The sequence below is a fragment of the Fibrobacterota bacterium genome (assembly GCA_019509785.1).
In the GTDB taxonomy this organism is placed as follows: domain Bacteria; phylum Fibrobacterota; class Fibrobacteria; order UBA11236; family UBA11236; genus Chersky-265.
Genome location: JAEKLQ010000030.1, coordinates 1 through 26,805, shown reverse-complemented (window position 1 = coordinate 26,805; position 26,805 = coordinate 1). Strand labels below are relative to the sequence as shown.

Annotated in this window: 24 protein-coding genes; 9 read left to right on the top strand and 15 right to left on the bottom strand. The window is 62.8% G+C overall.

All coding sequences use genetic code 11. The annotated features are described in order from the left end of the window. Positions 1-41: 41 nt before the first annotated feature. The 4 genes from JF616_07205 to JF616_07190 are packed head-to-tail and all read right to left on the bottom strand — an operon-like array spanning position 42 to position 2,994. Positions 42-989 carry a flippase-like domain-containing protein gene (locus JF616_07205; GenBank protein ID MBW8887531.1) on the bottom strand — a complete coding sequence of 316 codons (948 nt, stop codon included), beginning with the start codon at positions 987-989 and terminating at the stop codon, positions 42-44. A 39-nt stretch (positions 990-1,028) separates the two neighbouring features. Further along, positions 1,029-1,733: a queuosine precursor transporter gene (locus JF616_07200; GenBank protein MBW8887530.1), complete on the bottom strand. Its 705-nt coding sequence runs from the start codon at positions 1,731-1,733 to the stop codon at positions 1,029-1,031. A 48-nt stretch (positions 1,734-1,781) separates the two neighbouring features. After that, a complete protein-coding gene (gene rnhA / locus JF616_07195; GenBank protein MBW8887529.1) occupies positions 1,782-2,246 on the bottom strand; it encodes a ribonuclease HI in 465 nt (154 codons plus the stop codon). 40 nt (positions 2,247-2,286) lie between these two features. Further along, the gene (locus JF616_07190) at positions 2,287-2,994 is read right to left on the bottom strand and encodes an MgtC/SapB family protein (protein MBW8887528.1); all 708 of its coding nucleotides are present in this window, start codon (positions 2,992-2,994) and stop codon (positions 2,287-2,289) included. Positions 2,995-3,148: 154 nt separating this feature from the next. Here JF616_07190 and JF616_07185 point away from each other — a divergent pair, with 154 nt between their 5' ends. Together JF616_07185 and JF616_07180 are read left to right on the top strand one after the other, a co-directional pair. Continuing rightward, the gene (locus JF616_07185) at positions 3,149-3,733 is read left to right on the top strand and encodes a hypothetical protein (protein MBW8887527.1); all 585 of its coding nucleotides are present in this window, start codon (positions 3,149-3,151) and stop codon (positions 3,731-3,733) included. 301 nt (positions 3,734-4,034) lie between these two features. After that, positions 4,035-4,919 (top strand): UbiA family prenyltransferase, encoded by an 885-nt coding sequence (locus JF616_07180; GenBank protein MBW8887526.1) that lies wholly within the window; start codon positions 4,035-4,037, stop codon positions 4,917-4,919. A 16-nt stretch (positions 4,920-4,935) separates the two neighbouring features. On the opposite strand, the gene JF616_07175 is transcribed toward JF616_07180, so the two are convergent. Together JF616_07175 and JF616_07170 are read right to left on the bottom strand one after the other, a co-directional pair. Then, complete coding sequence (locus JF616_07175) at positions 4,936-6,720, bottom strand: GHKL domain-containing protein (protein MBW8887525.1); 1,785 nt, start codon at positions 6,718-6,720, stop codon at positions 4,936-4,938. Positions 6,721-6,910: 190 nt separating this feature from the next. Continuing rightward, the gene (locus JF616_07170; protein ID MBW8887524.1) at positions 6,911-8,230 is read right to left on the bottom strand and encodes a hypothetical protein; all 1,320 of its coding nucleotides are present in this window, start codon (positions 8,228-8,230) and stop codon (positions 6,911-6,913) included. Positions 8,231-8,287: 57 nt separating this feature from the next. Between JF616_07170 and JF616_07165 the strand changes: the two genes are divergently transcribed. Next, positions 8,288-9,016, top strand: a complete 729-nt coding sequence (locus tag JF616_07165; GenBank protein MBW8887523.1) for a CPBP family intramembrane metalloprotease — start codon at positions 8,288-8,290, stop codon at positions 9,014-9,016. Between the two features lie 24 nt (positions 9,017-9,040). Here JF616_07165 and JF616_07160 read toward each other — a convergent pair whose 3' ends face one another. Then, a complete protein-coding gene (locus JF616_07160; protein MBW8887522.1) occupies positions 9,041-10,768 on the bottom strand; it encodes a HAMP domain-containing histidine kinase in 1,728 nt (575 codons plus the stop codon). Then, positions 10,765-12,069 (bottom strand): HAMP domain-containing histidine kinase, encoded by a 1,305-nt coding sequence (locus tag JF616_07155; protein MBW8887521.1) that lies wholly within the window; start codon positions 12,067-12,069, stop codon positions 10,765-10,767. Before JF616_07155 ends, JF616_07160 begins: the two co-directional genes overlap by 4 nt. A gap of 162 nt (positions 12,070-12,231) precedes the next feature. Here JF616_07155 and JF616_07150 point away from each other — a divergent pair, with 162 nt between their 5' ends. From JF616_07150 to JF616_07130, 5 genes are all read left to right on the top strand, one after another. Continuing rightward, entirely contained in the window at positions 12,232-12,891 is a 660-nt protein-coding gene (locus tag JF616_07150; protein MBW8887520.1) for a response regulator transcription factor, read from the top strand. A gap of 197 nt (positions 12,892-13,088) precedes the next feature. Then, the gene (locus JF616_07145; GenBank protein ID MBW8887519.1) at positions 13,089-13,397 is read left to right on the top strand and encodes an antibiotic biosynthesis monooxygenase; all 309 of its coding nucleotides are present in this window, start codon (positions 13,089-13,091) and stop codon (positions 13,395-13,397) included. Then, complete coding sequence (locus JF616_07140) at positions 13,391-14,575, top strand: iron-containing alcohol dehydrogenase (GenBank protein MBW8887518.1); 1,185 nt, start codon at positions 13,391-13,393, stop codon at positions 14,573-14,575. The genes JF616_07145 and JF616_07140 overlap by 7 nt, the downstream gene beginning before the upstream one ends. Next, positions 14,572-15,264 (top strand): pseudouridine synthase, encoded by a 693-nt coding sequence (locus tag JF616_07135; protein ID MBW8887517.1) that lies wholly within the window; start codon positions 14,572-14,574, stop codon positions 15,262-15,264. Before JF616_07140 ends, JF616_07135 begins: the two co-directional genes overlap by 4 nt. Before the next feature lie 20 nt (positions 15,265-15,284). Further along, on the top strand, positions 15,285-16,583 hold the full coding sequence (locus JF616_07130; GenBank protein ID MBW8887516.1) for a hypothetical protein: 1,299 nt from the start codon (positions 15,285-15,287) through the stop codon (positions 16,581-16,583). Positions 16,584-16,586: 3 nt separating this feature from the next. Here the strand turns inward: JF616_07130 and ubiG are convergent, their stop codons facing one another. The 3 genes from ubiG to JF616_07115 form a co-directional block, all read right to left on the bottom strand. After that, complete coding sequence (gene ubiG, locus JF616_07125) at positions 16,587-17,906, bottom strand: 3-demethylubiquinone-9 3-O-methyltransferase (GenBank protein ID MBW8887515.1); 1,320 nt, start codon at positions 17,904-17,906, stop codon at positions 16,587-16,589. 48 nt (positions 17,907-17,954) lie between these two features. Next, positions 17,955-19,241: a hypothetical protein gene (locus JF616_07120; protein MBW8887514.1), complete on the bottom strand. Its 1,287-nt coding sequence runs from the start codon at positions 19,239-19,241 to the stop codon at positions 17,955-17,957. Positions 19,242-19,517: 276 nt separating this feature from the next. Then, on the bottom strand, positions 19,518-20,474 hold the full coding sequence (locus tag JF616_07115) for a hypothetical protein (protein ID MBW8887513.1): 957 nt from the start codon (positions 20,472-20,474) through the stop codon (positions 19,518-19,520). Between the two features lie 143 nt (positions 20,475-20,617). Between JF616_07115 and JF616_07110 the strand changes: the two genes are divergently transcribed. Beyond that, on the top strand, positions 20,618-21,823 hold the full coding sequence (locus tag JF616_07110; protein MBW8887512.1) for a glycosyltransferase family 4 protein: 1,206 nt from the start codon (positions 20,618-20,620) through the stop codon (positions 21,821-21,823). A gap of 10 nt (positions 21,824-21,833) precedes the next feature. Here JF616_07110 and JF616_07105 read toward each other — a convergent pair whose 3' ends face one another. The 4 genes from JF616_07105 to JF616_07090 form a co-directional block, all read right to left on the bottom strand. Then, positions 21,834-22,439: a peptide chain release factor-like protein gene (locus JF616_07105; GenBank protein ID MBW8887511.1), complete on the bottom strand. Its 606-nt coding sequence runs from the start codon at positions 22,437-22,439 to the stop codon at positions 21,834-21,836. Between the two features lie 25 nt (positions 22,440-22,464). After that, positions 22,465-24,846, bottom strand: a complete 2,382-nt coding sequence (locus JF616_07100; GenBank protein ID MBW8887510.1) for a PAS domain-containing protein — start codon at positions 24,844-24,846, stop codon at positions 22,465-22,467. 71 nt (positions 24,847-24,917) lie between these two features. Continuing rightward, entirely contained in the window at positions 24,918-26,138 is a 1,221-nt protein-coding gene (locus JF616_07095) for a c-type cytochrome (GenBank protein MBW8887509.1), read from the bottom strand. A 145-nt stretch (positions 26,139-26,283) separates the two neighbouring features. Further along, positions 26,284-26,805: polysaccharide biosynthesis C-terminal domain-containing protein (locus tag JF616_07090; GenBank protein MBW8887508.1), on the bottom strand; the 522-nt coding region annotated here is incomplete at its 5' end.

Below are 26,805 nucleotides of genomic sequence, written 5' to 3'. Positions count from 1 at the left end.
ATGATGCAGGGACTGTAAAGAAAGCGCCCTTTCGGCCGCGGTTACCCGGCCCTACCGGCGGCGCGAAGCTCGCCGGCGAGCTTCTGCTTCCGGAACGCCATCCATAGTCCGCCCGCCAGCGCCAGGGTCAAAACCGGCAGGTAGCCCAATATGCTGGCGGCGAAGGTGGCGTCTTTCGGCATGCCCCCGATGTCGGAGAAGAACAGGATGCACAAGTACTCGCGGGCGCCCAAGCCCCCGAAGCTGATCGGAAGGATGAGGATAATCTGGATGATGGCGAGGAAGAAGGTTATCTGCCAAAGCTTCGTGTCCGGGTAAACGCTCAGGAAAACCAGCCAGGTACTGAGGATGCCGGAAAACTGGAGCAAGGCGCTGAGGACGGTCGTCAGGAAAAGCAAGCGGCGGTTTTTCAGCAGCCTCACGATTTCCACGACCCATGCTTGCCGGAAAAGCCGGGCGCGGAAAAAATAAACGATCCCGAGTGCGGCGATCAGGAAAGCCACGGCCAAGACGATGCCCAGGGAGTTCACTTTCACTTTGCGGAAGAAATCCAACTTCTCCAGATCCCGGCGGAAATAAATAAGGCTTAACACGGATAGGCCCATTTGGATCGCGAACCCGATTCCCCGGGCGAATAGGTTCACGCCGATGTTCTGTTGCAGGCTTCCGTATTTTTGGCCGAAAGCGAGCACGCGGATCGCATCCGATACCGCGGCCGAAGGCAGGAAGGAGTTGAAAAAATACCCCATGTAGACGAAAAACAAATACTTGCGGAACGCCAACTCCGGGCGATTCCACAATATTTTCCAGCGGTAAGTCACGAGCAGGCTTCCCGCCACCAGGGCCATCGCGGAAAGGACCAGATATCCCCATCGGCATTGCTTCAGGAGAGGCCCGATCGCATGGAAGTCGATCTTCCTCGCGATCATGAATACGGCGAATAAGGTGAGCGCCCACTTCAGGCACGAGATCCAGAATTTACGATTCATCTTATTCCCTGCCGCGCGCGGACAGCACCCGCCTCACCCTTAAGTATCCAAGGTAAACGGCGTGAAGCGGGTATGCCGATCGTAATAATCCTCATGCTCCGTCCGCTTCAAGAACCCCACCACGCGGTAGGTCACCGGCGTCATCACCACTTCCCAACCCGTCTTCAACACGTACTGGGTCAGCGCCACCTTGAGCACGTCGCCCGTGGCCCATAGCCCGCCGAAGGCGATGAAATAGAATAGGGAGGAGTCCACCAATTCCCCTACCAAGGTCGAACCGATGGTGCGCATCCAAAGCCATTTGCCTTCCGTCACGATTTTCATTTTAGCCAAGACGAAGCTATTCGCGAAGCTGCCCGACCAGAAGGCGATCATCGATCCCGCCGCGATGCGCCAGGCATTGCCGAAAACGCCTTCCAACTGGCCCTGATAGGTCTTCATCCATTCGCTATCGGCCGCGGGCAAATGGACCACCACCCAGGCCATCAAGGAGGCGAAGGCCAGCGCGCCGAACCCGGCCCAGACCACCCGGCGGTCCCGCGCGTAACCGTACACCTCGGTCAGCACGTCGCCGAAGATATAGGAGATGGGGAAGAACAACACCCCCGCCCCGAAGGTGACCTTACCCAGGATCGGCAAGGTCAACACGGCCTGTTTGGCTGCGCCGATGAAGTTCGAACACAAGAGCACGGTCACGAAGGCCGCCATCACCAGGTCGTAGTACTTATAGGTTTTCTTTTCCATGTTTCCTTGCTCGGTTGAGGACGGCACAAACAGCACGCGAGCTCGCGATCAACCGTACCCCGGATCGGGCTGGAGTTCCTCCAGCAAGGCCGCCGCATTGGCCAGGGCGTCGCAACGCTCGTTCTCCACGTTGCCGGCATGGCCCTTCACCCATTCGAAACGCACGCTGTGGCGCGCGCAGAGGGTAAGCAGCCGCTCCCACAGGTCCGGGTTCATGGCCAGCTGCTTATCGGCCTTGCGCCAGCCGTTGCGGCGCCAGCCGCGGGCCCAGCCCTTCTCCACCGCGTCTACCACGTACTTCGAGTCCGAGTACAGCACGACCTTGCTGGGGGCTTTCAATGCCTCCAGGCCTACGATGGCGGCCATCAATTCCATGCGATTGTTGGTGGTGCGGCGGTAGCCACCGCTCAATTCCTTGCGCTTGTCCTGGAAGAGGAGAACGGTTCCGTACCCCCCGGGGCCGGGATTGCCCAGGCAAGCGCCGTCGGCGTAAATGATGACGTTATCGTCCACGACGCAAACATAGCTAAGTCAGCCCCAAGCCACGCTAGCGTCAACCCCATGTCACGCGGACGACGCCGGGGCAGGCGGTCAGGCCCGCCACCACCTTGCGCGAGAGCGCGGTGACGTCGTTCCGCCGCAGCTTGATTTCGCATTGGAGGGTGCGCTTTTGCCCGGCCAGGTCGTAGTCGTAGGAAACGCGTTGCACCTTCACGCCCGTTACCTCCAGGCGATCGCGGATCTCGTCATCCGTCATCCCGTCGAGGCCGAGCACCACGGAAACGCTGCAATAGAAATCCTTCTTGATGCGCGTCTCCATGTGCGGCAACGCATAAAGGGCGAAGAAGGCGATTCCCGTGCCGAGCATGCCGACGGTGATATGGCCGCTGCCGAAAGCGAGCCCAAGTATGGTGATGAACCAAAGCACCGCCGCAGTAGTTACCCCGCGCACGAGCGTCCCTTGCCGGATGATTGCCCCCGCCCCGAGGAAGCCGATGCCGGTCAGGATGCCCGCCGCCAAGCGCGCGCGGTCGGGCCGGAAGGCGGAGGTCGCGCCCAGGACTGACTCCCGGTAGAAGTCCTCGGAAAGGATCATGGCCAGGCACGAAGCCACGCATGCCAGGGTGGTGGTCTTGAGCCCCGCCGCGCGGCCATGGCTTTCCCGTTCCAGCCCCAGGATCAGGCCTGCCGCCATGGCGAAAGCAATACGGATGAGCACCGTTTTAAGGTCCAAGGCCGGGTCCGGATTCAAAATCGACATTCTGCCCTCATGGTAACCTCGATTTTATGCCTCCCCGGATCCGAAAACAAGCGAATCGGACCGGGCGCCGATAAAAAATTTCCGAAAAAATCCGGCTTTGGGCTTGCGAAGCAAAAATAGGGTTATGGTACAATGGGCCGGAGGAGATTCCCCCATGAAGATGCCAGCCCAAATCCATCCGTGGTTAAGCGATGACGATCTGGCGAAATGGGTGCGGGAAGCCCCCAGCCAGGACGCCTACAAGAAGCGCCTCGCGATCTGGCTGACCCGACGCGGGCCGTTCCATGCCCACCGGGTCTCCGATCTCCTGCAAGTTTCCAAGCAGGCGGTGTGGCTTTGGATCAAGCAATACAACCAAGGCGGGCCCGACAGCCTCGACCGCAAGGGACGCGGCGGACGCCGTCGCGCGTACCTTTCCCTCGATCAGGAGCGCGCCTTGGTGGAGCGCCTGCAATCGCAAGTCTCCCGGGGCCAGGCCAAGAAGGCCAAGGAATTGTTGCCCGAGGTGCTGGAGGCGGTGGGCCAGAACGTTTCGGTCGCCTACGTGTACCGCTTGATGCAAAGGCATGAGCGCCGTCGCGGGCCCGCTTCGCATGGGGCGATGGACCCCGTCCATAAGACGGCGAACGGCGTCGCCGAGACGGACCACGACGGTATTTCGCCCGTGCCCGGCATTCCGACCGAATCCGGAATGCCGATTCCGGATCAAGCCCGGATCACCGTGGTCGATCCATCATAGTTAGTGCTTTCCAATTGCTGACAAGAAGGGGGATGGGCGGAGTCTGTATTTTGTTTCCGCTTCTTCCCTGTTAACTTCCGTGTAATGATCTCCTTCGCCTTTATCTCACTGTAAAAAAACCCGTCGGTACCGGGTTTACTTTTTTTTGCCCCAACTATGGGCGATCAATTCTCCGTTTTCAACTTCGTAACGATATGACTTAAATCACGCTAGCCCTTGTCGCGACCGCATGATTAAACATATTTGCGTTCATAATCGCGGAGGCGATGGCCGTCGCCGCGGATGAATTCAAAGGTATTGTATGCATGCGTTAAAAATCAAATTCGCCGAAATGAAACCCGCCTTCTCGCTGGTGTACCTCTCCTCCGCGGGATTGCTCTGCGTCTATTCCGTTCAACGCTACCTTGGCTTTCCGTTCGACGCGGCCAGTTCCCTGAGCTTCATGGGGATTATCTTCGGCGTCTACACCTTGAACCGTTTTACCGATTCGGTCGAGGATTTCGCCAACGATTTGGGCCGCTTCCTTTTCTTCCAAGGTAAGCGCATCTTCTTCTATCTCGGGATCCTCGCCTTGATGGGCAGCGTAGGGACCCTGGTCGCGGAAAGAAAACTGAATTGGATGCACATGCTGCTCCTGACCATGGGGTCCGGCTATTCCTACCGCGTCATCCCTTGGTTCGCCCCGGGCAGAGGTTTCCATCTGGTCCGCATCAAGGAAATGATCTTCATGAAAAACCTATGCGTATCGTTCCTATGGGGCGCTTCGGTGTTCGTGGTCCCCATTCTCGGGGCGGGACGCGAACTCGCGGGCGCATTTCCGGTTTGGATGCTCGCGGCCGGCTTTTTCATCAGCACCCTCAACAACACCCTCTTCGACGATATCCTGGACGAACCCGGGGACCGGGCCGCGGGGATCAGGACCTTGCCGACTACTTGGGGGGCCCGCCGATCCCAATTCCTATTGATGATCCTCGATGCCGTCTGGATCGCCTTGATCGCCGTACTGACTGCGCAGCGCCGATTGGATGGGATGCATGGGGCCTTCCTGGCGTTCCTGGGCCTCTACCCCTTCCTTTACCTATGCCTGAATCTGGGGGGCGGAATCCGGAAAAGGGCGGCGGGGTGGCTCGCGGAAGCGGACCTGGTTTTTTTCGCGCTCGGGATGTGCTGGCTTGCGCAGCGGTGAGGGCAGCGGTGAGGGCTTACGGCACCAACTGGTGCTGCCGTTCCCGGAAGCGGGTGCGCGATCGCGGGCTGCGGAGCATGCTGGAAGCGACGTATTCCTCGCTGAAGATCTCGGGCCGGCTGCCACGGCCCTGATCGAGGATGTAGAGATTGTGCTTATGGCGGGAAACCAGGCACAATTGCGGATAATCGGCGAGGCGGGTGAAATTATCCGCCATGGCCTTGGCGCTCACGATCACGGTTAGGGACTCGGGAGGGACATCCAGTCCGGACAGATCGCCCACGTCCGCGACGACGTAGGGATTCACCTTGAGGTTCCCGAAAACGCGGATGATATCGCCGAAGTTGTCCATGCCTTCTTTCACCAAGGCGATCGGGTGCTTGCGGCCCGCCTCCTCGGCCAGCTTGCTCGCGTAGAAGGGGAAGGTCATGACCAGCTTGAGGCCGTGCTCGCCTTTGCGCGCGAGGTTTTTCGAATAGGCGCTGATGCGGCCCCCGTGGCTTTCCACGATGGTACGCGTGATGGACATGCCCAACCCGGTCCCGCCCTGCCGCTTTTTGGTCGTATAGAATGCCTTGAAGAGGCAGTCGATTTGCATTTCATCGCAACCCACGCCGTCGTCTTCCACGCTCACGACCAGGGTGGTGTCCGTGGCGTTCGCCTTGACCTTGATCTCCACCGGCTGCCCGCCGCTGGCTTCGAAACTGTTGTTGAAGATGTTCACGAAGACCTGTTCGAGCTTGCTCCAATCGCCGAACATGAAGCGTTCCCGTTCGAGGCCGGAAAGTTGGAAGCAGGCTTTGCGGCCGGGGAAATGCTTTTCGATGGTGCCGTGGATTACCTGGGAGAGATTGACGGGATGCTTCTCGCGCACCACTTCCGTGCGGGAAAGTTTCAGGATATCATCGCTGAACTCGGTCAGGCGCTCCACCGAGGTAATGATGTTGTCGACGATCTGGCTGCCCTTCTCCGAAAGCGGGACCGCTTCCCGGAGCAGCTGGGCGTTGCCGCCGATCATGAACATGTAATTCTTGATCTCGTGGTTGATGATGGCGGTCGACTCCCCCAATTGCTTGAGCGCGTTCACCTGTTCCAAATCCCGGTAAGCGGTTTCCAGCTTGGCGAAGGTGGCCTGGTTGTCCCGCAAGATCATGAGGAACCGTTCCGCGAAGATGAGCGACGCCATGACGCCGTAGACGAGTATGCCGATGATCTTGAAGCTGGGGATGATTCTCGTGGCCGGATTGGCGACCCCCGTCATATCGATCAAGCCGAACCCGGCGAGCAGGATGAAACCGGCCAGGTGGAACCAGAGGATTTTCCGTTCATGCCCGACTGCCGTCTTCAGACGGCGGATGACGACGTAATTGGCGCAGCCGATGTAGAAAAGCGCGAAGGGGAAGAACAAGGCGTAGTAAAGCGGCCCTCCCATGACGGAGCCATTCCGGGAGTTGATCATGGGATCGGTGAAGACCAGCGGCAGGCAGAGGGCGCCCATGCCTATCAGGATTTTCAGCGGGGTGATCGTCGGCCAGCGCGTGATCATCAGGTGGTAGCCCAATGAGAAGGGGAAGAAGAAACACGCGAGCACGTGCAGCATTCGTTCCCAAAACAATTTGTCGGCCAGGCTGGCGTGGCTGGGACGGACCCACAAATCGATGGCCGCCATCAAGGAGAGAAGGATGAGCGATATACCGAAATACTTGAAGCTACGATCCCATTTCGTCCGCATATCGATGAGGGAAAACAAGCAGCCGGTTGCGAAAAGGAAGGAGCAGATAACCTGGAGGAGGATGATCATGTTCCGATGGGGCCTATGGTCTTTGCATTTAGGTTTTCAACAATACAAGGCCGAGTATATCAACAAAAAACCAAGCCATTCAAGCTGTTAACATAAAGCCAACAAGAATTTAACAACGAATCCACAGTAGCCGAACAACCTATCCACAATTAATCCAACCCTAATAATCTCAAGAATCGGGAAAGTTGCACTAACACTGAATTTGAGCCGCACGTTTCTTATCGGATTGTCGTTTTCTTTCGGTTTCGAAAAGCAAGTAAGCGGCGATGGGCAGAGCTTCGGTTACGCAAATGACTTGCACCGGATAGAGTAGATGAAAGACTTCGTAAAAATTTGTCCCGAAGTGTTCCAGGGTTGTTTGTGGCGCATTCCAGGGAGCGGAGAAATCGCCGATTCCGATCCCCGCGCGCTGCAGGTAGGGCGAGGCCAGCGCGGCATCGGATGGATTAGGGACATTCCCCGATCCGGAAAACAGGAAAACGGAATGGCTTCGGATGGCCGCATCGATTTCCCCGATGGCATCGCCGGGATCGAATAGTTTTCTCGACTCCGCGTCCAGCAAATCGAGGTTTCGCAGGAAGCGGTACCAGAAGAGCAGGCTGGACGCCGGCGGATAGTATTGCTGCAGCCGGGGATGGAATAGGTTTCCCGCCCTGGCATGATGGCGCAGGAACCCGAGGATGCCTCCCGCAAGCTCGGCTATCTCCGCGCCGAGATCGCGGAATCCGGCCGCGAGCAAAAGCGACAGGAAGTTCAGCACGTTGATATTGCTGGTGGGATCCAATTCGTTATGGCGATCGAATATCCAGGTGAGAATCCCGCGGTCGCCCGGCGCCACCCCGCTGGCATAGCTGAGGAATCCATCGCCGTATCGGCCCTCCCGATGGACATGGGCTTTTAGCAAGCGCAAGTGCTGCCGCATGACGCCTGCCGGCCGCATCAGCCGTTCCATCGGTTCCCCCAAATCGATCAGGAGGCGCAGTAGCGATCCCAATACGATGCATGTCGAATCATTGTCGGGAACGCCGGCATCCCAGGAAAGGAAATGCTTATAGGCAGGATGCTCAGGAGGCACCAGATGGCCGCGGCTGGGATAGTAGGAGAACACCGTCAGGGAGGATTCTTCGAAAGGGATGGCGCGGCCGTTTTCCAAGGCGAAGTCGACCGCCGCGAGGGCCCCTTGCCGGTAGCGCGCGGGGATGTCCCCCTGCGCCCGGGCATGCGCCAACAGCGCTTCCCAAACCACCAGGTCGCAGAAGGAGGAGTGGAAAAACGTATATTTGCCGCCCGACGCGGCGCGGTCCGGGATGAGCCGTTGGCTGTAGCCCTCAGGACGCCGCGCCCGGCCCGCGGTCCAATTGTAGATGAGGCCCAAAGCGAGATCCTTGCGGAGGCGCGGCACCGAAATGAACATCCTCAGGAAATCGGGGAAGGCGAAGCGGGAGTCGCGCCCGGGAACCAGGGAGGTCCAATTCCCGAAGGTGCCTTGCCGCGCGAAGCGCTCGACCAATGCCTCCGCGGCGGCAGCGCCGGGATCGCGCCCAGCCGGATCGGAAGGGGATGGCGAATGAGCGAGGTCTTGCGCTCCCCCGCTGCCGCCCTTCTCATCGCCCTCGCGCTTACCTTGGGGTTGGGGTGGGAAACCCGTCGATCCCGTTGGGCGCCCTTCTTCCTGTTCCATGCCGTCCTCGCGATCGCCTTGCCGCTATACGCGGGAAGCTGGCCTAAGGGAAATCCGTTGGCCGCCCTCACCGCCGCTCCGATGGCTTGGATGCTCTGCGCATTCGCCTTGCCTATCTGGGAGCTCGGCTTGGCGGGGCTGGCCTACGAGTCTTGGCTGCGCCGGCGGGGATATGCGGGCGACCCCCGGGTTTCGCCGGCGGCGGCGCTGGAGGCCGCCTTGCTTACCGCCTCCCGACGGTTGGGCCTTTCCGTTCGCGCCGTATCCGGATTGTTCGCGGCCTACGCCGTGCTCTGGGCTCCTCTGGGCGAGGATTTGTTTTTCTGGGGGTACCTGCTCCCCTCGCTCGCCGGCGGATGGGGATTCTGGCCGGCCGCTTGCGCGGCATCGGTTCTGTTCGGGATTCATCATTGGCTTTACCTTGGCGGAAGAACCGGCGGGACCGGCCGGGCCGCCGGCCTCGCTTTCGCCGGGACCAGCGTCCTCTCGGGGATCCTATTGGCTTTGGCTTTCCGCATATCCCGATCCCTCTATCCGGTCATGGCGATGCATCTCGCGACGAATCTGGCATGGGTCGCCGCCTCCGCCTTCGCCCGCCGGAGCGCCGAAAAATAATTCGCCCCGAAAAATAATTCCTGATTAGCCGGCCAGGGGCGCGGATGCCGCCCAGGCGATCAAGGTTTCTTCGCGAAGCCAATTCCCTCCGCCATAGGGATCGCCGTCCACGATATCGCCCGCGAGCCGGAACCGCTTCCAACGCGAAGGCAGGCTAGCGACCGTTCCGGCGGCCGCGTCCACGATGGCAAACGAGGTCCCGGACCCCGTATCCGGTTCGGCGGACCCGCGCACCGTGGGCGTGATCCCGACGTTGGCGCAGGTCTCCAGGAACCTGTCGATGCGCGCGGCGACGTCGCAGATCAGGATCCAGCCGGATGCCCCGCGCCATCCGGCCTGGGAGCCGAAGTGTTGGGGGAGGGTCGCATTGGCAAGCAGGCCCGGGAATGATGGCGTGAGGGCCGGATAATACGAGAGGCTTCCGCCGTGGGATCGGAAAATCCCCTGGGCGATGGATGCGCCCAATCCGCAGGCGCCTTCCGCCTTGCGCGTGGTGAAGAAGGGGCTCGCGATGCGGCCGAGTTGATCGAAGGGGAAACCGGAGCCATCGTCCTGGACGGCCACCGATAAGCGGCCCAGTCCCTCGGCGAGACGGACTTCGACGTGGCTGGCGCCCGCTTGCAAGGCATTGCGGATCAACTCCCGCATGGCCTTACGGAGCATGGCGGGATCCCCGGAGATGGGACGGGAAACCGTGCCGAGCACGCGGACCAGGTCTCGCTCTTCCGGCGGCATGGCGGCCAGGCACTCGGCCACCCAAGCGGAAGGCGAGAGGAGCCTACGCTCCCCTATCCGCGCGCTGCGGGAAAATTCCAAGATGGCGCCGGTGAAGGACTCCAGCCGGCTCCTGGCGTTCTCGATACGCGCGGGTTCGGCCCGGGCCGCCGTCGCCGGATCGCGGCGCAGCGATTCGGCATCGGTTTTCATTTCGGACACGAAGTCCCGGATGGACTCGCTGATGTGGGCGGCCGATTGCCCCAAGTCCCCCAGCGATCGATGGGTCTCGAGGTCGCCATGGATGGCGGCTATCTTCAGGATGGCCTCGCGCTGGTTCTGGTAGAGGCGGATGAGCCGGGCGGTGAAGAGGTAGGTTCCGATGCCGCCCATGGAAAGGGCGGCCAGCATGGTCGAGCTGGGGAGAACGCGGAGGTACGGCCGCCAAGCGCCCATGAAATCGAGGCAACCCCCTAAGAGCAGCAAGGTATAGGCGATGGCGAGGGCCCCCAAGGTGCGGCGCGCCTCGCCGTTGGCAGCGCGCCACCCGCGTAGGGTAAGGACGACGTTCCAGGCGAACAACGAGATCAGGTAGGGCGAATAGATGAAATCGAAGGCCCACGTCACCGTGAAGAATCCCGCGGGGGACTCGGCCACGAAGAGGTCCGCCGGGCTCAGTATATCGACGTAGAATCCCAGGCACAGCGCCGTCAGGATCGCCGCATGCGCGCGCAAAGCCGGTAGGCCCGGGCGGCCGGTAAGGGAGTTGGTAAAACGCAGCGCCACCCACACGTAAGCGCAGGCGGCGATTTGCTGGGCATTCTGCAATGCCGCTAGCCAAGCGGATCCCAAGGCCGCCTTGGGCGCCGGATCGCAGAAGATCCACACGTCGGTGGCGACCACCAGGCACAGCAGCGCCAGCCCGCTTCCCAACAAGGCGAATTCGCGATCCTCTCTTAGTCTCACGGCGATGGAAACGAAAAGCACGGCGAGGGCCGCCAAGCCCGACCAGACCAAGTGTTCCAGGTCCAGTATCATGGCCGTTCGGCCGTTCGCAAGACGCCGATCAATTCCTCTTCCGAGAACAGGAAGGCGCCCCCGCCCGGCCGCCGTACGGCTTCCCGGTTCGACCCTACGACTATGGCCAGGTTCCCGGACGGGCCGACCAATCGATCCGCGGCTTCGCTATCCAGGAAAAGCGGACCGCCGCCGGATCGCGAGGGATGGAGCGGACCCGTGCCGAGATCCAGGAAACGCGGCCGTAAGCCCAGATGCAGCATGGGACGCACGAGGTTCTCCCGCGCCGGGCCAAGGCCCGCCGCCACCGTCAGTTCCCCGCCGGGATCCCCGGTTCGGGCCCGGTCCGAGGGGAACACCAGGTTCAGCAGCAAGCCGCTGCGTCCCTTGCCCAGGACGTTCTTGCTGTAGGCGCGGAGCGTGGCGCCATGGGCGCGCAGGATGGATTCCGCGATGGAGCATCCGAGGCCCGTGCCCCGGTCGCCTTTACGCGAAAAGAACGGCATGGCGATGCGCTCCAAATCCCCGGGAGAACATCCGCGGCCATCGTCTTCGACGGCCACCACCAGCTTACCGTGCCAGGCAGTGAGACGGACCTCCACTCCCGAGGCGCCCGCTTCCCAAGCATTGCGGAACAAATTCATGAAAGCCTGTTCCAGGCGCGCGGCATCGCCTTGCATCCTGGCGCCTCCGCGGCATCGGACGCTCGCGCGCTTCCCGGGAAAACGGTTCTCCAGGCAATCGCCGATCACCCGCTCCAAATCCAAGGGTTCCAGGCGCGGAGAGCGCGCCGCGCCGGCGAAAACGGAAATGTCGCGGGAGATCGCTTCCATCCGATCCGCCGCCGTCCGGATCCGTTCCAATTCCCCCTTCTGGCCCGCCGGGTCCGATTCGCGATCCGTTTCGCGATCCAATTCGCGATTCAAAAGGACGGCATTGCCTTTCAGGGACGCGGCATAGTTGCGGATCTCATGGCTGATGGAAGCGGCCGACATCCCCAGCTCCCGCATATGGGCGGATGCCTGCAGATCGGCATAGGCCCGGGAAAGCGCCTGCATGGCTTTGCGGTCGGCCATGTACAAGGCCAGGAAGCGATGGGTGAGGTAGATGACGCCCGCTGCGCCTCCCAGGGTCAGCCCGAGCCAAACCGGAAGGGTAACGGAGCGGGTCCCGGTGAACAGGAAGGCCAAGGCGAGGCCGGCCAGAACCAGACCCAGCCAGGCCTGGCCCCGCAAGGGTTTGACGCGAACGCCGACGAACAAAAAATGGACGCCCAAGGCTAGCGATGAACCGAGGGCGAGCTGTGCAAGCCAGGCGGGCATGATGTTTCGGATCCCTCCTTTCCGGACATCCGGCCGGCTTCGCTCGGGGCCCGGAGGGGGACTTGGATAGTAGTATTTTTTTACCTTTCCCGGACGTTGAGCCGTCTGACATCCGAGTAGCACGCCGAGGCCGATGAAATCATCCGGCAAGGTCCAATCATTATGAGCACCGGTAATCCAATTTCCCTCGTCATGGTCGAGGACAATCTCGACTTGGCCCAAACCGTGGAGGACTTCCTCCAGGCGGAACCGCGCCTGAAACTGGCCGGCATCGCCCACGACAGCCAGGGTTTCCGCGAAAAGACGGCGGCCCATTTGCCCGAGCTGGCCCTTATCGACATCCACCTGGATACCCCGCGGGCGGGTTTGGAATTGCTGGTCTGGCTGCGCATGCATTATCCGGTGGTAAAGCCCGTGATCATGACGGTCAACCAAGGGGATGTGCTGGAGGCGTACCAATCAGGCGCGCGCGGTTACGTCCTCAAGACCCATCTGGAGATCCTCTGCGACACTCTCCTGCAGGTGGCTCAGGGACATCTCATCATCCCTTCCGAGGTGGGCGAGCTCTACGTTAAGCAAGTCGCCGCCGCCGCCGAGCTTTGGAAGAAGTCGGCGGAGCTGGATCGGTTCTCAGATCGGGAAAAGGAGATTTTGCGCCTGTTGAACGCCAGCATGAAACGCGAGGCCATCGCCGATAAGCTGGGCATTTCCTTCTTCACGGTGCGCCGGCACATCCAGAACATGCTGGAAAAGGCGGGCGAGCCCACGGTGAAAACCTTGCTTACGAGATTCGGAAAGGTACTCGGGTCAGAGCGGGCCTAACGCGGGTAATGCGGCCCAACGAGGGATTTGTTGGCCGTCCTTTGGGGGGCCGAAAGGTCCGTCCAAGCGCCTTTCCCCTTCCGAGTCCTTAAATTAGCTGTGGCTCGGGCGGCCGGAAACACCATGCGGAGTGGTGCCTGGGCGCCGGACTCCCCCTTTCCATTGGATTTTCGCCGGTTTTCGATTAACCTATCTCCATGATCGCCAACGTCGTAACCGTATACGTCAAGCCGGAACATCTGCAGGAATTCCTCGCGGCGACCCGCGCCAATCGGGCTGGTTCCCGTACGGAACCCGGCAACCTCCGCTTCGACATCCTTAGGGCCGCGGACGACCCATCCCGCTTCCTCTTCTACGAGGTATTCGTTTCGCAGGAGGCCCTGGAAGACCATCGCCGAACCCCGCATTACCTGGCTTGGCGAGCGCAGGCGGAAAACTGGATGGCCAAGCCCCGTGAGGGCCGCGCCCATCTGGTGGTCGACCCGCTCGATCTTCTCGAATGGTAAACTTCACCTTCGCCCGCATGCCTCCGGTCCATTTCGGACCGGGCAAGCTTTCCGTCCTGCCGGGCCTGGCCCGCGCCTTCGGAAGCGAAGCCCTGCTCGTCACCGGCAAAGCCTCGTTGGAATCCGGCGGCCGCTTGGAACAGGTATTGGACGGCCTCAAAGCGGCCGGCCTCGGAGTCAGGCGCGTCATCATCGCCGCCGAACCCTCGACCGCATTCATTGATCGGACCTGCGCCGAACTGCGATCGGCCGGCGCGCCCATCGACGTGGTGATCGGCATCGGCGGAGGGAGCGTCATCGACGGGGCCAAGGCGCTTTCGGCCATGCTGCCCCACCGTAATTCCGTGCTCGATCACTTGGAGGACGTGGGGGCGAACCTTCCGCATAGCGGAGTGAAGGTGCCCTACGTGGCGGTGCCCACGACATCGGGAACCGGCGGGGAGATGACCAAGAACGCCGTCCTCAGCATGGTGGGGCCGGAAGGCTACAAGAAATCCCTCCGCCACGACAACCTGATCCCCGATGCGGTGATCGTGGATCCCGAATTGATGCTCAGTTGCCCTCCGCATGTCACCGCCGCTTGCGGCATGGACGCCTTCACCCAATTGCTGGAACCCTACCTATCGCCCTTGGCATCGCCGCTCAGCGACGCCTTGGCTTGGAGCGGCCTGGAAAAGGCGCGCGAGAACATGGTGGCGGCGGCCACCGGCCGCGGCGGCGATCTGGAAGTCCGGGCGGGCATGGCCTACGCCTCGATGCTTTCCGGAGCGGCCCTGGCCAATGCCGGGCTCGGCCTGGTGCATGGTCTGGCTTCGCCCATCGGGGGATTTTTCGAGATCCCGCACGGGGTCGTCTGCGGGACCTTGGTGGCGGAAACCACGGCGGCCAACATCGCAGCCTTGCGCAGGCAAGGCGGGAACCCGGGAGCGGGCTTATCCAAGTACGCCAAGGTCGGGGTATTGTTCGGCGGTGATGCCGGCAAGGGCGAAGCCTGGAATTGCGACTTCCTGGTCGAACGCTTGCATGCGCTCACGGAAGCCTTGCGTCTGCCCCGCCTCTCGGCCTACGGGATCGGCGAGGGCGATCTCGATCGCATCGTGGCGAAGACGGGCAACCGGCAGAACCCGGTGAAGCTGTCTCCCGAAGCCATCCGCGGCCTGCTCGCCCGGCGCCTGTGAAAAAGCCTTCCGGCATATCGAAGCGGGAAAGCGAAGGGCGCCCCGCGCGCTACCTGCTCTTCCACAAGCCCTACGGCGTCCTCTCCCAGTTCACTTCCGAGGGCGGCAAGGCCTGCCTCAAGGACTTCATAGAGGTGCCCGGAGTGTATCCCGCGGGCCGCCTGGATTGGGACAGCGAAGGCTTGCTCTTGCTCACCGACGACGGCCCTTTCATCGAACGCATCGCGGCGCCGCGCGCCAAACTACCGAAGGTGTATTGGGCGCAAGTGGAGGGCATCCCTTCCGAGGCCGCCCTCGCGTCGCTACGCAAGGGCGTAGTCATCGAGGGCGTACGCACCCGCCCCGCGGGCGCCGAGCGCTTTCCCCAAGGCGAGGCGTTGCCGCCGCGCAGCGTCCCCATCCGCGAACGCAAAAGCATACCCGCCTCGTGGTTGCGGATCACCCTGACCGAAGGCCGTAACCGCCAAGTGCGGAAGATGACGGCGGCGGTGGGCCATCCCACCTTGCGGCTGATCCGCTACGCCATCGGCCCCTTCACCCTCGACGGGCTGGAACCCGGGCGGTGGAAGGAGATGTCCCCGGACCAGGCGATGGCGGGCGTATCGGGCGACGAAGCGTCGGGCGACGAAGCGTCGGGCGACGAAGCGTCGGGGGAATTACCTACCTTTCCCGGCCGTTCCCGAACATGATCCTGCGAGGAGGTTTTCCCATGCGGTTCATCCTATCCACGTTGTTAATATGCGCGGGGCTTTCCCGCGCCGCCGATCCCGCCCCTGCGCCCGCATCCGCGCCGGTCCCTGCGCCCTCCATCGCCGCCGATTCGTCGGGTACGCCTGCCGCTCCTGTGCCGGCTGCCGTGAATGCCCCGACGGCGAAGCCGGACACGGCCAGCGCGGCCGCAGCCCCTTCCGTCGCCGCGGTCGCGACCGAGTCATCCGCCGCCCCTTCGGCCGGCGTGGTCGAGCTTCGCAATCCGATCCTGGAAAGGCTGGCCCTTTTCGGCACCGTGCAACTGAAGGCGTTCTACCACGACTTCGCATCCGACCAGGATTCCGACAAGCGCTTGTCCCTGCAATTGCGCCGCTTCAAATTGGGCCTCGAAGGCGCGGTGACCGAGCATGTCGGCTTCCGGGGCGAATTCCTGATGGACGGGGCCAACCAAGCCTTCGGCACCGACGACGCCTACCTGTGGTGGCGCGCGAACGATATCGTCGGAGTCAAGGGCGGAAAGCTGAAACGCCCCTTCTCCCAAGAGGCCCTGCAATCCTCCAGCTCGCTATATACGGTGGAGCGCGGGGAGCTGTACCATAATTTCCTCGCCAACACCACGGGGTATGCCTATTACGATCTGGGTCTCTTGGCCTACGGCGGCTTCGCGGATGATGGCGTAAAGGTGGGCTACGAAGTCGGCGTGTTCAACGGCAAGCAAAGCGAGAACGGATACGCAGTCCAGCAGGACGTGAAGACCGACGCGGGCTTTTTCGCCAAGGACCTGGCCGCGCGGCTTACGGTCTCGCCGATCCGGGCTCTAAAGCTGGAAGCGGCCGTATCCACCAAGGCCGCCGAGGATAAATCCGACAAAAGGAACTTCATCTACGCGGTCAACACCGCTTATGAAATCGGCGCCGATCTAACGCTGGGGCATTTGCGCCTGTTGGGGGAGGTCTCAACGGGGGACAACCACCAGGGCAAGGATTCGCTCATCATCTCGGGCTCATCCGAATTCTTCGCCTTCTACGCCACGGGCGCATGGCACGAGGACTACCGCGGCGGGAGCGCCAGCGAGCTGGTGTTGAAGATGGAAGGACTGGATCCCGATTTCGGCTGGAAGACCGGTTCCGGCAAACCCAATGACGGCAAGTTCCGTTACACCGCGGGCTGCAATTATTTCTTCACGCCGTCCATCAGCGTCTTGGCCGATTACGGGCTGCTGCAACCGATCACCAAGGATTCGTCCCAGGACCGCATCATCCATTCCCTGGACGTGATGTGGCGGATCAGCTTTTAATCCTTAAGTCGCGGACTTGATCGCGCTCCCTATATAGCCGAGCGCCAGCGACCGCGTAAAGCGGAAACGGAAGTCGCGCGGAACGCGCCGGGTCGCCAAGAGCCTCCAGAAAGGCGCCCCCAGGGCCGGGCCCATCCCTTGCATCGCCTGCACGTTCAGTCCGGCGCGGGCGCACATGGACGCGAGCTCCGCGGGCTTGATGAAGAGAGGCAGTACATGCATGCCGCGGGGCGTACCGCGAACGAACAACTCCACTCCCTTGATGACGATGAGCCAGGTGAGCAGGTTGCGGTTGAAGGTATGGAAGAAGAATAGCCCGCCCGGCCGCAGCACCCGCGCCATCTCGGCGATCACCTGCGCGGGCGCGCTCACATGCTCCAGGAAATCCATGGCGCAAACCGCGTCGAAGGCGGCGTCGGGAAAAGGCAGGCGATAGGCGTCGCCGCAGAGGTAGGCCGCGGGGACGGCCCTTGGGTCGGCCGCCGGGCCGCCCGAGGAACCCCTATTCTTCCGCGCCGCTTTCAGGCTGCCCAAGGACGCATCTAATCCTATCGCGCGATGGCCTTCGGCGGCCAAGGCGGATATCAAGAAGCCGGCCCCGCATCCGAGGTCGAGGACCCGGGCCGGCCGCGTGGGCGACAAGGAGCGAATCCGTTCCGCCACCCAAGGATTCTTGAGCGCCCCTTCGGCGCGCAGCAGGGCCACGGGATGATCCCAAGCGTCATGCCATCCGTCCCCCAAGCCATCGTAAAACCCGTTATCGATGATGGCGCGATCGCCACGCGCCGACGCCCGTTCCGGGCTTTCCCCCGCGACGTCTGTCCTCGGCTTTGCCGGCTGCGTCCGGGTCATTCCGAAGGTGCCGCCCACGCGGGCCAGGACCGGCCGCATCCGGCCCCAAGGACCATTCCAATAGGTCGCCTGCCAAACGCCGAACAGGGCCGTGAGGGCGGTTTGGACGGCCAGGAAGACGCCGAATTCCTCATGCCCGGAACCGTGCCCCCAGGCGGAAGCGCCGCCCACAAGGCCGCCGAACGCCCAGGCCCCCGCGATGCCCAAGATCACGGGATGCAACAGGAAAAGGCAGGCATGCAGCCAGGCTTCCGTGCCCCCGCAATGGCGCGCATGCACCCATTCGTCCTTGGTCACGACGAGGCAAGCGAGCACCGCGGCTAAGACATAGAGGACCACGCCGGCGGGCGCGGCCGGCGCGCGCAAAGCCAACGCGAAACAGGCCACCACCACCAAGGTATCCAGGGGATGTCCCCAGCGTTCCCAAGCGGGAAGGCCGCGGCGCAAATGGAAGCCCTCATCGACGATCATGAGCCCTCCCTGGAGCAGGAAGGGAAGGGCGGCCAGGAGCCACATCGCTCAGGCCTTGCGCAGCATGGTGCCGTAGAGGGTCAAGCCGGGACCGAAGGCGAGGCTGGTTACCAGCGTGCCCGATGGCACCTGGGCATCGGCCAGCATGCCGGCCCAGACGTGGGGCAAGGTCGCGGAGGACATGTTGCCGCAGGCCTTCAGCACCGCGCGGCTATGGCCTACTTGCTCCGGGCGCAGCCCCAGCAGGCTTGCGACCTTGTCGATGATGCGCGGGCCGCCGGGATGCACGGCGAAAAGGCCGCGCTCCATGGCCTCGCGCGGGTCCGTCCCGGACCGGGCGAACAGGCTATCGAGGAAATCCCCCAGGGCCCCGGCGATCAGATCGGGCACGTCCCGGGACAGGCCGATGCGCATGCCGTGATCGCCCAAGCGCCAGCCGATGGAAGCCTCCGTATCCGGCACGATCTCTTCATGCACGCCCAGGAACCGGAAACCCGCTTCCCCATCCGCCGGACGCACGCTATAGCGGATATGCCCGTCGGCGAACAGGCTCTGGGCCACCAATTGCTCGGGCATATGCTCGCTGGGATTCAGATGCAAGGAGCAGAATTCGGTGTGGACGATATCGACCCGGCCGCCTTCGCGCAAGGCCGAGGCCCCGGCTTCGCCGCGTCCCGAATCGCGTCGCGCCCATCCGGGCCCATTGCCTTCGCCGTCCGCGCGCGCGCGCGGCGAAGCCAGGAAGGCGGAAGCCATGCGCAGCGCGGGCATAGAGGCATAGCACCCCATATGGTAGGCATGGATGACGCCGGTGCGGCCGCGCCACCCCCGCCTTGCGACCAGTAATTGTGGTGCGCTGGGAGCGACGTATCCGGTGCATGAGACATGGATCAGTTCCGCGGGCGGCTCTTGCGGGCCCCAGGCCGCCGGTGTCCCGTCCGCGGTCTGGGCGCGTACCGAGGGCCGGGCGTCCGGTTCGGGATAGAATGCGGCGAAGGCGCGTTGCGCCACCTCCTGGTAGGCCTCCATCCGCACCTCCATGCCCGCGCCATTGGGATCGCGCTCCACGTTGAACACGCGCATGCCGGGCCAATCCGAGCTGATGAAGTCGTCCATATCGAAGCCGCGGTTGGCCAGGCTTTCGGGATTGCATCCGTAACGGGAGACCAAGCGCTCCATGCGGGTCCGGAATCCGCTCTCATCGAATTCGCCCGTCGTTCGCGACGCTTCGGCGCGCGCATGCGCGGAGGCCAGCCAGCGGACCGCTTCCGCATGCCCTCCGAGATGCTTAGGACGCAGGATGCGGAAATCCCCGATAAGGCATTCGACGGTCATGGAGGCCCCCTTCCGGCCGGGGCCGGACAACATCGGGGAAGTTAAATATTAGCCCGGAAGGGAACCAGCCATTTGCGTACGCCAGTCTTGCAACATGATCCGCGTTTCGGGCGACTAAGGGTAGCGAGACAAGGGGGAGTTCGTCCGCTTCGGAATTCGGGAGAAAAACGCTTTGGGCCCGAAGTGACGAATATGCTCCCAAGGGCCGTAGATCCGCCCTGATAGAGAGGGTAACGGCCGAGTTACGGGTTGCCGTGCACGCGCCGCGGCGGATCGCTAGCGGGAATAGAAGAACTTGCCCAAGACCCGGCTCCCCGCTTGGACGAAATAGACCCCGGTAGGGGCATCGGCGCCGACAGCGGTCTTCCCGTTCCACTGGTACAGGAATCCGGTGGGATAGAGGGTGGTAATCCGGTTCCCAAGCATTCCATACAAGGACAGGGCCTGGCCATTGATTGATTTATCCCCGGGCTGGATCAGCACGAGATTGCCCGTTTGGCTGGCTAAGAATCCGCTGGGCAAGAGGCTGCGCATGGGCGCGGCGATGCGGTTGGGGGCCGGCTTGTTCTCATAACTGACTTTCAGGAATTGCACGCTATAATGCGCTTTGTAGGTGGGCCCATTCGCCGGCTGCTTGCGGATGGTTTGATCCAAAAACTGCCGTTCCAAGGTGATCGAATCGTCCGGCCCGCTCAAGTCGTAAAAGTGGCTGCGGACGGTCCAAAGGCCGCTCGTGTCCCTGGTGGAATCGGTATAGAAAACCCCGGCATACCAATTCACGAATGCGCTCCCTGCCGCGTTGGTGCGGCCGAGATAGATGCGCAGCGTATCCGCCGGTTTGAAGAAGCCGAACCAATAGTCGAACTTCTTGGATCCAATTATGCTGTTGCTATCGAACATCTGGATAGAATATCCAATGTCCACGGTATCGGCGAAGACGCTAGCGTTACGCGGCTTCACCTTCATCGTAACCGGCTTTGCCGCTTTGGCGCAGGACCCTTCGAAGCGGGTAATGATACCGTACTCCATCAGGTTGTCCAACACCTTCAAGTCCGAGAGGCTCGCCGAAACGCTCTTCGTCCCTGTGCGCGCGAGCGCGCCGGCATCGGTCCCTTCGAGGGAGGTCTGCGCCACCGATTGCAGGTTGTAAGTGTCATCGCAAAGCGCCGCCATGACGATGGCCGGTGCGATAACCAACGCCGCCATTGAGAGACCGAAATCGCGAAAGCGCATGCAAACCCCTTTGCCCGGATGGCAGTCATCCCGGGTCACTACAATTTATCTGAATTCCCCCGGCCCGCATACCCTGTTTCCCGCTATTAGTAGCTTTTCTGCATGTTTTTGCTCTCTTTGACCCCTAGAGCAGGGGGGGCTCGGTGAAAAAGCCCCGCGTCCTGTATATCTCTTCCACTTACAGCCGGGACGAGCGCGATAACCAGAATCCCTGGATGATCGACACCATCCGCCACTTGCAGGCGGCAGGCTACGAGGTGGAGGTCTTGGCCCCTTCTTACAAGGGCCTGCGCAGCCATGTCGTCGGCGGGGTCACGGTCTTCCGCTTCCGCTACTTCTTCGCCTCCCGCGAGACCTTGACCCATGATCAGGGCGCCCCCAACAAGATCCGCGGCAGCGTGCTTTTCAAGCTGCTCTTCTTCCCTTACCTCTTCTTCGGCGCCCTGGCGGCCATGCGCCTGGCGCGCAAACGCGAGTACGATTTCATCCATTGCCATTGGCCCTTTCCGCACGGCCTGATGGGCTGGGCCGCCTGCCGGGCCGCGCGCAATCGTCCCGCCCTGGTGCTTCACTTCCACGGGGCATGCCTGCTGCTGGCCGCCAAGTTCAAGCCCATCGCCCCGCTGATCCGCTTTTGCCTCCGGCGGGCCCAAGGCGTGGTTTCCAATTCGAGTTTCACCGCGGGCCTGGTCGAAAAGCTCATGCCCCTGCCCTTCCCTCAGCGCGTGATCGCTTTCGGATCGCCGCTCAAGGGAGATCCCCTGCCTGCGCCGCGGCACCCCGTAAAGCTCATCCTCACCGTGGGCCGCGTGGTGGAACGCAAAGGCATCGTCTATCTGCTGCGCGCCCTTCCCCTCATCGCCGCCGAAGTGGACGCCAAGATCGCCATCGTGGGCAAAGGGGATCCCAAGGTGGAAGCGGACCTGCGGAGGGTAACCGAGGAGTTACGCCTGGGGGAGCGGGTCGTTTTCGCCGGCAAGGTTCCAGAAGACGAATTGATCCGTTGGTACCGCGACTGCGACGTATTCTGCCTGCCCGCCATCGTCGATTCGCAGGGAGAGACGGAAGGGCTGGGAGTGGTGCTGCTGGAAGCCCTGACCTATGCGCGCCCCGTGGCCGCCTCCGACGTGGGCGGCATTCCCGACATCATCCGGCATGGCCAAACCGGGCTGCTTTGCCCCCAGAAGGATCCGGAAGCCTTGGCGCGCGTGATCCTGGAACTCCTGAAGGATCCGGAACGCGCGGAAAAGCTGGGTCGGCAGGGGCGGGAATTGGTGGAACGGGAATTCTCCTGGGAACACGTGCTCGCGCAATGGGACGCCTTCTACGCCGAGACCGCCGCGCGATAGGGCCCTCCCGCTATTTCAAAGGATGCAGGCCCTTTCCGATCCGGATTTCCCGCGCCCGCGCCCATACCGCTTTTTCCTCCTTGAGGTAACGGGTCAAGGCCGACGGCGTGCAGCCCAAGGCGGCGGCGGCCGGCGCCAGTTGGCCCGCATGGAATCGCAGCAAGGATAGGGCGCGCAGGGCGCCGCGCGCGTAGTCGGGATGGGACGGATTGGCTCCGGCCCGGAAGGGCGTCGCCGGGGCCGGATCGGCCGGGTGGCCGGGGGCTTTCGTAACCGCGGCGTTACCCGGATCCTTTTCCGGATCGTTTCCCGCCTCCGCCGGGTCGGCCGGCGCGGCGGCCAGGGCGATGGCCAGGCGCAGGCGGGACAAGGCCTCGCCGAGGTTGCGGGCCGAAGCGCGCGAATCCACGCTTTCCGCCGATAGGCCCGAAGCCGGGTGGGTCAGGCGCACGCCGCTATAGACGCGGTTCCGCTTTTGCCCGCCGGGGCCCGAGCCCTGGAATCTCGCCTGGAGGCATTGCTTGAGGAGGGACTCGGACGGCAAGGAGAGCCAGGCCCAGGCCGCCGCGACGGCGACGGCAGGCGCGGTCCCGGACGATTCCCCGGTCTTCCCCATGCGACGCGGAATATAGCAACGGCGCCTAGACGGCGGCCGCGCTCAAGGCCGGGCCGGCGGCGGGACGCAATACGTCGCGCAACTTACGCACCAGCGCGCCGGGGCTGAAGGGCTTGCCCAGGAAGGCCTCGCCCTTGTGGGACACGCCGTGGCGCAGGATGGCATCGTCGGTGTAGCCGGACATGTAAACCACCTTGAGATCGGGCAGCAAGGCCATCAGCTTTTCCGCCAGCTCGCGCCCGCTCATGCCCCCCATCACCACGTCGGTGAGGAGCAAATCGATGCGGCCTTGATGGCGCGCGGCCGCATCCAAGGCCTCCGATCCGGAGGCCGCCTGGACCACGTGGTAGCCTTGCGACGTAAGCACCTGGCCGACCAGCCGCCGGACCATGTCTTCGTCCTCCACCAGCAAAATGGTCTCCCGTCCCGGCTCGGAATGGAAATGGCCGCCGGCCGTCTCCACGCCATCCTCCTCGGCGAGGGCGCGCGGCTGATCCGCCACCGGCAGGTAGATGGAGAAGGAAGACCCCTGGCCGGGATTGCTGGTCACCGAAAGGTTGCCCCCCGCGGCCTTCACGATCCCGTAAACGGTGGATAGCCCCAGGCCCGTGCCTTGGCCCGCCGGCTTGGTCGTGAAGAAGGGCTCGAACAGGTGCGCCTTGACCTCCTCGTCCATCCCGATGCCGGTGTCCGAAACGGAAAGCTTGAGGTAGCGCCCGGGGACGACCGGAAAGAGCGCGCCCTCCGACTCTTGTTCCAGGAAAACGGTGGCGGTGCAGATGGTCATGATGCCGCCCGTGGGCATGGCGTCGCGGGCGTTCAGGGCCAGGTTCAGGAGCAACTGCTCCATCTGCCCGGGGTCCGCATGGATGCGCCCGACGGCTTCCAGCCCCGTGCGCAATAGGATGTCTTCGCCGATGAGCCGTCCCAGCATTTGGCGGATTTCCGCCACCACCTCGTTCAGATCGAGCATGCGATTGGCGGGCAATTGCCGCCGGCTGAAGGTGAGCAGTTGCCGCGTCAACGAGGCGGCCCGCTCGCCGGCGCGCCGGATCTCGAACACCGTTTCCTGCATGGGATCCGTTTCGTCCAACGACTTCGACAATAACTCGGAATAGCCGTTGATGGCGGTGAGCAGGTTGTTGAAGTCGTGGGCCACGCCGCCCGCGAGCCGGCCCACCGCTTCCATCTTCTGCGACTGCCGCAGGTGCAATTCGCTTTGCTTGAGGGCCATCTCGGCGCGCTTGCGCTCGGTAAAATCGTATGCCGACGCGATCATCAGGTGCATGCGGCCTTCGCCGTCCGTCAGTTTGGCGGTATTGGCCACCACCCAACGCTCCTGCTCATGGGTCCCGAGCGCGCTGGAACGCCGAGCCCCCTTGGGACGCAGGCATAGGACATGGCCTTGGCCATGGTGGCCCGGCAGGGGCCGCGGCCACGGCGACTCATGCCCGGATTCGTCCTGCGCGTGCAAGGATTGGGACAATTCATCCAGGGCGGCATGCAGAAGGTCCTCGGCGGTAGCGAAGCCGAAGATCCGCGCGGCCGCGTCGGTGGCATAGACCACCCGTCCCGAGGCGTCGGCCACCACCAGCGCGTCGGTGACGGTGCGCAAAACGGCCTCGATCTGATCTTTCGATCTCCGTAACGATTCCTCGAAACGTTTTTGCTCGGTGATGTCCCGGCAAATGGCGACGAAGCGCTCGGGCTCCCAGGCTGTGTTCAGGATAGGGGTAAGCACCACGTCCCACCATTTGGGCCGGCCCGAAAAGGTGGGGCAATATCCCTGGAACTTCCCGTGCCCGGAATGCGCGGCCGCGCGGAAAGCCTCTTCCGCCGCTTCGCGATCTTCCCCGCGCCAGAACTCCAGCCAAGAGCGCCCCACATACGACTCCGGCTCTTCGATTTCCAGCAGGCGGCGGCCGCTATTGCTGATGGATTGCAGCAACCCTTGCGCGTCCAGCACCATGATGCTGTCGCGGCTGCTCTCGATGATGCGGCGGCTGAGGGCCTCGCTTTTCGACAACTCCTCCTCGGCGCGCTTGCGATCGGTTACGTCCACACCCAGGGCGATGATGCCGCCGTCGGCGGGATTGGGAGTCAGCCATATCTCCCGGATGCGTTTGCCCGTTTCCGCTCCCGATTCGAATTCGATATGCACCGTTTCGCCGCGCCGGACCCGCTCCAGGAACAGGCTCCCGTCCGGCCAATCGCAGGTTTGCCCCCGCGGCCGTTCGCGCGCCTCGGCCCCGCGGGCTTCCACCACGCGCCCATGGAGGTCCATGCGGCATGCGATGACGGGCAGGTTCTCGAGCAGAAGATCGAGCATGTGGCTCTTGGCGCGCAACTCCTCCAGGCTTTCGGAGGAATGCGCATCGGGGGACGGCAGGTCTCGCTCTGGATTCATGGGGAAGGAAATAAGTTTTTTCCACCCCCTTTCCGCAAGACGTTTTTATTCCGTCGAATACGTCGCGCTTCTTAGCGATTTCCGAGTTCGCGTACGTAAGCGATGAGCGGGGCGAATTCTTCATCCTTGATCAGGCCCTGAAAGGACGGCATCTTCGTCAAAGGCTTGAAGGACGGCGGATTCCGGATCCAGCTCCGCAAAGATGAATCGGCCGGGAAGTCTCGCTTGGCCAAGGTGAGATCGCCCACGCCCACTCCCGTCTCGCCGTGACAAGCTATACAACCGTACTTGTTGTAGATCGCCTTGCCCTCGGTCAGCGGCGCGCCGCCGTAATCGTCGAAATTGCGCACGATATGATGGTTCAAGGGGGGCACGGTCCGCAGATAGGCGTAAATCGCGCCCACCTCTTTCTCGGTCAATTCGCTCACCTTGGTCATCGGATAGCGCAGCATCCTGCCGTCCGGCCGGATGCCTTCGCGCACGGCTTTGACGAACTCCGCTTCGGTCCAATCCCCGATCCCGTTCTCGCCGTCCGGCGTGAGGTTGGCGGTGACGATGACCCTGCCGCCCAAATCCGGCATTTCATTCCCGCCCCCGAAGAATTGGAAGGACTTCTCGGGCTCGCGATCGTTCAGCTTCTTGAAATCGCCGGAGTGGCAGGCGAAGCAATCGAAGGCGTCCAGGGCCAGGTACTTGCCGAAAGCCACCTTATCGTTGGAGTCGGGCGGGACGATCTTGTGATCCGGATAACGGAACGGTTTGAAAGCGACGTGGGTGAGGAACTTGACCAGGAAGGAGGGTTCGGACTCCTTGTCCGGGGAAGGATCGGACTGCACCAGCGAATCGTCCGAGCGCAGGAAGGCGATGATGGAGTAGATGTCCTCGTCGGCGATGCGGTTGAGCTTGGGCATCCACGGCGGCGTATATTTCCCGTCCCGACGGATGCCGGTGCGCAGTAAGAAAGCGATCTCCCCGTCCGTCCAGCCGCCGATGCCCACGTTCTTGTCATGGGTGAGGTTCTTGGAATAGGCGACGCCGAACTGGGGCGGTAGATCGGGAAGTCGGTGGCCGGTCAGGTGGCCGGTCTTGGTGTCCAGATGGCATTCGCTGCAGAGGATGTGGGAGATGAGCTTGCCGCGGGCCACGCGCTCGGGCGTCACCTCCACCTTCAAGTCGGGCGGCTCGGTTTTATAATGGGGGATGCCGTCGATGGCGATGAATGCGAGGAATCCGCCCACGCCGACCACCAACAACAAGACGAGGCCGCCCAGGATCTTGAAGAACATTTTCATGCGCATGTCTCCACTGTTCAAGGAAGCCGGCCGCCCCCGCGAGGGATGCCGATCATCCGGATGTGCCGGAAATTATACATGCGCCGGGGCGGGTCCGGCACCGATTTGCTGCTTCAGCCCCATGAAGCCGGAGTTGATGCGGCCGTCATGGGCGGGGCCCCGGAGAACCTCCATCGCTTCCCAGGGCCGCGGGCGCGGCGCGCCGTCCCCGGAAGGCCGGCAGCAAGGCCCGGAACTCCGCCGGACGCAACAGCCCTAAGGCGAAGGGCAAAGACCAGAAGACCAGGAGCGTTCCCAGGCGCGGGCCCCAACCGATGGAGCCCGGAGAGGCCTGCACCACGGTCCCGAAGATCCACCCGGCGGCCAACCAGGCCAGCAACGGCAACATGCGCTGCCAGCGGATGGCGATCGGGAAGAGGGCCTGGCTTCTCAAGGTAATCATCACGGCGATCACGAGATAGCAGGCCACCGCCGAGAGGGTGGCTCCCCAAAGGCCCAGGATGGGGATTAGGAACCAGTTGCCGACCAGGGTCACCACCGCCCCGGCGCCGTTGATCCACATCAACTGCTTGGTCTGCTTGGCCAGGTACAGTCCCAGGGTGAAGTGGACCACCCAGGCCTGCAAGGCATAGGAAAGCAGCACGCCCGGGACGATTTGCAGGCCGGG

Excerpts from the sequence above, each read along its gene's own strand:
- JF616_07145 (MBW8887519.1), top strand. The coding sequence starts at position 13,089 with ATGATCGCCAACGTCGTAACCGTATACGTCAAGCCGGAACATCTGCAG.
- JF616_07120 (MBW8887514.1), bottom strand. The coding sequence starts at position 19,241 with ATGACCGTCGAATGCCTTATCGGGGATTTCCGCATCCTGCGTCCTAAG.
- JF616_07180 (MBW8887526.1), top strand. The coding sequence starts at position 4,035 with ATGCATGCGTTAAAAATCAAATTCGCCGAAATGAAACCCGCCTTCTCG.
- JF616_07105 (MBW8887511.1), bottom strand. The coding sequence starts at position 22,439 with ATGGGGAAGACCGGGGAATCGTCCGGGACCGCGCCTGCCGTCGCCGTC.
- JF616_07130 (MBW8887516.1), top strand. The coding sequence starts at position 15,285 with ATGCGGTTCATCCTATCCACGTTGTTAATATGCGCGGGGCTTTCCCGC.
- JF616_07115 (MBW8887513.1), bottom strand. The coding sequence starts at position 20,474 with ATGCGCTTTCGCGATTTCGGTCTCTCAATGGCGGCGTTGGTTATCGCA.
- JF616_07140 (MBW8887518.1), top strand. The coding sequence starts at position 13,391 with ATGGTAAACTTCACCTTCGCCCGCATGCCTCCGGTCCATTTCGGACCG.
- JF616_07100 (MBW8887510.1), bottom strand. The coding sequence starts at position 24,846 with ATGAATCCAGAGCGAGACCTGCCGTCCCCCGATGCGCATTCCTCCGAA.
- JF616_07175 (MBW8887525.1), bottom strand. The coding sequence starts at position 6,720 with ATGATCATCCTCCTCCAGGTTATCTGCTCCTTCCTTTTCGCAACCGGC.
- JF616_07160 (MBW8887522.1), bottom strand. The coding sequence starts at position 10,768 with ATGATACTGGACCTGGAACACTTGGTCTGGTCGGGCTTGGCGGCCCTC.
- JF616_07190 (MBW8887528.1), bottom strand. The coding sequence starts at position 2,994 with ATGTCGATTTTGAATCCGGACCCGGCCTTGGACCTTAAAACGGTGCTC.
- JF616_07150 (MBW8887520.1), top strand. The coding sequence starts at position 12,232 with ATGAGCACCGGTAATCCAATTTCCCTCGTCATGGTCGAGGACAATCTC.
- JF616_07095 (MBW8887509.1), bottom strand. The coding sequence starts at position 26,138 with ATGAAAATGTTCTTCAAGATCCTGGGCGGCCTCGTCTTGTTGTTGGTG.
- JF616_07205 (MBW8887531.1), bottom strand. The coding sequence starts at position 989 with ATGAATCGTAAATTCTGGATCTCGTGCCTGAAGTGGGCGCTCACCTTA.
- JF616_07165 (MBW8887523.1), top strand. The coding sequence starts at position 8,288 with ATGAGCGAGGTCTTGCGCTCCCCCGCTGCCGCCCTTCTCATCGCCCTC.
- ubiG (MBW8887515.1), bottom strand. The coding sequence starts at position 17,906 with ATGATCGTCGATGAGGGCTTCCATTTGCGCCGCGGCCTTCCCGCTTGG.
- JF616_07185 (MBW8887527.1), top strand. The coding sequence starts at position 3,149 with ATGAAGATGCCAGCCCAAATCCATCCGTGGTTAAGCGATGACGATCTG.
- JF616_07200 (MBW8887530.1), bottom strand. The coding sequence starts at position 1,733 with ATGGAAAAGAAAACCTATAAGTACTACGACCTGGTGATGGCGGCCTTC.
- JF616_07155 (MBW8887521.1), bottom strand. The coding sequence starts at position 12,069 with ATGCCCGCCTGGCTTGCACAGCTCGCCCTCGGTTCATCGCTAGCCTTG.